General features: G+C 29.8%; 1 protein-coding gene. It reads left to right on the plus strand.

The window, feature by feature from the left end:
- Nucleotides 1–117: 117 nt before the first annotated feature.
- Nucleotides 118–450, plus strand: a 333-nt coding sequence (locus tag HMPREF2846_RS01080; protein WP_002480977.1) for an IS1182 family transposase, incomplete at its 3' end; no start/stop codon positions are given.

Raw genomic sequence — 450 nt, forward strand, 5'->3', positions numbered from 1 at the left:
CAGACTGTCGACAAAGTCCTACGGACTTGTCGGCATTTTTTATTTTTTAACATTTTACATAATAACCTTTTCCCCATTTCTTGTATAATGATAGTAATAAGATAATGAGGTGATAGTATGCTAAATAAATCTTCTAATAACAGAGAACAACTTGAAATGATTTCAATATCTCAATTAGTTCCTGATGATCACTTGTTACGTAAAGTTGAAAAAGTATTAGATCTTAACTTTGTTTATGATTTAGTGAAAGATAAATATTGCTTAGATAATGGCAGACCCTCTATTGACCCTGTAATTTTAGTAAAAATCCTTCTGATTCAAAAATTATTCGGCATTAAATCTATGAGACAAACTATAAAAGAAATTCACACTAATGTAGCGTACCGATGGTACTTAGGTTATGGATTCTTTGATAAAGTTCCTCATTTTGGTACTTTTAGCAAAAACTAC

It is taken from the genome of Staphylococcus sp. HMSC056G08 (assembly GCF_001812305.1).
In the GTDB taxonomy this organism is placed as follows: domain Bacteria; phylum Bacillota; class Bacilli; order Staphylococcales; family Staphylococcaceae; genus Staphylococcus; species Staphylococcus simulans.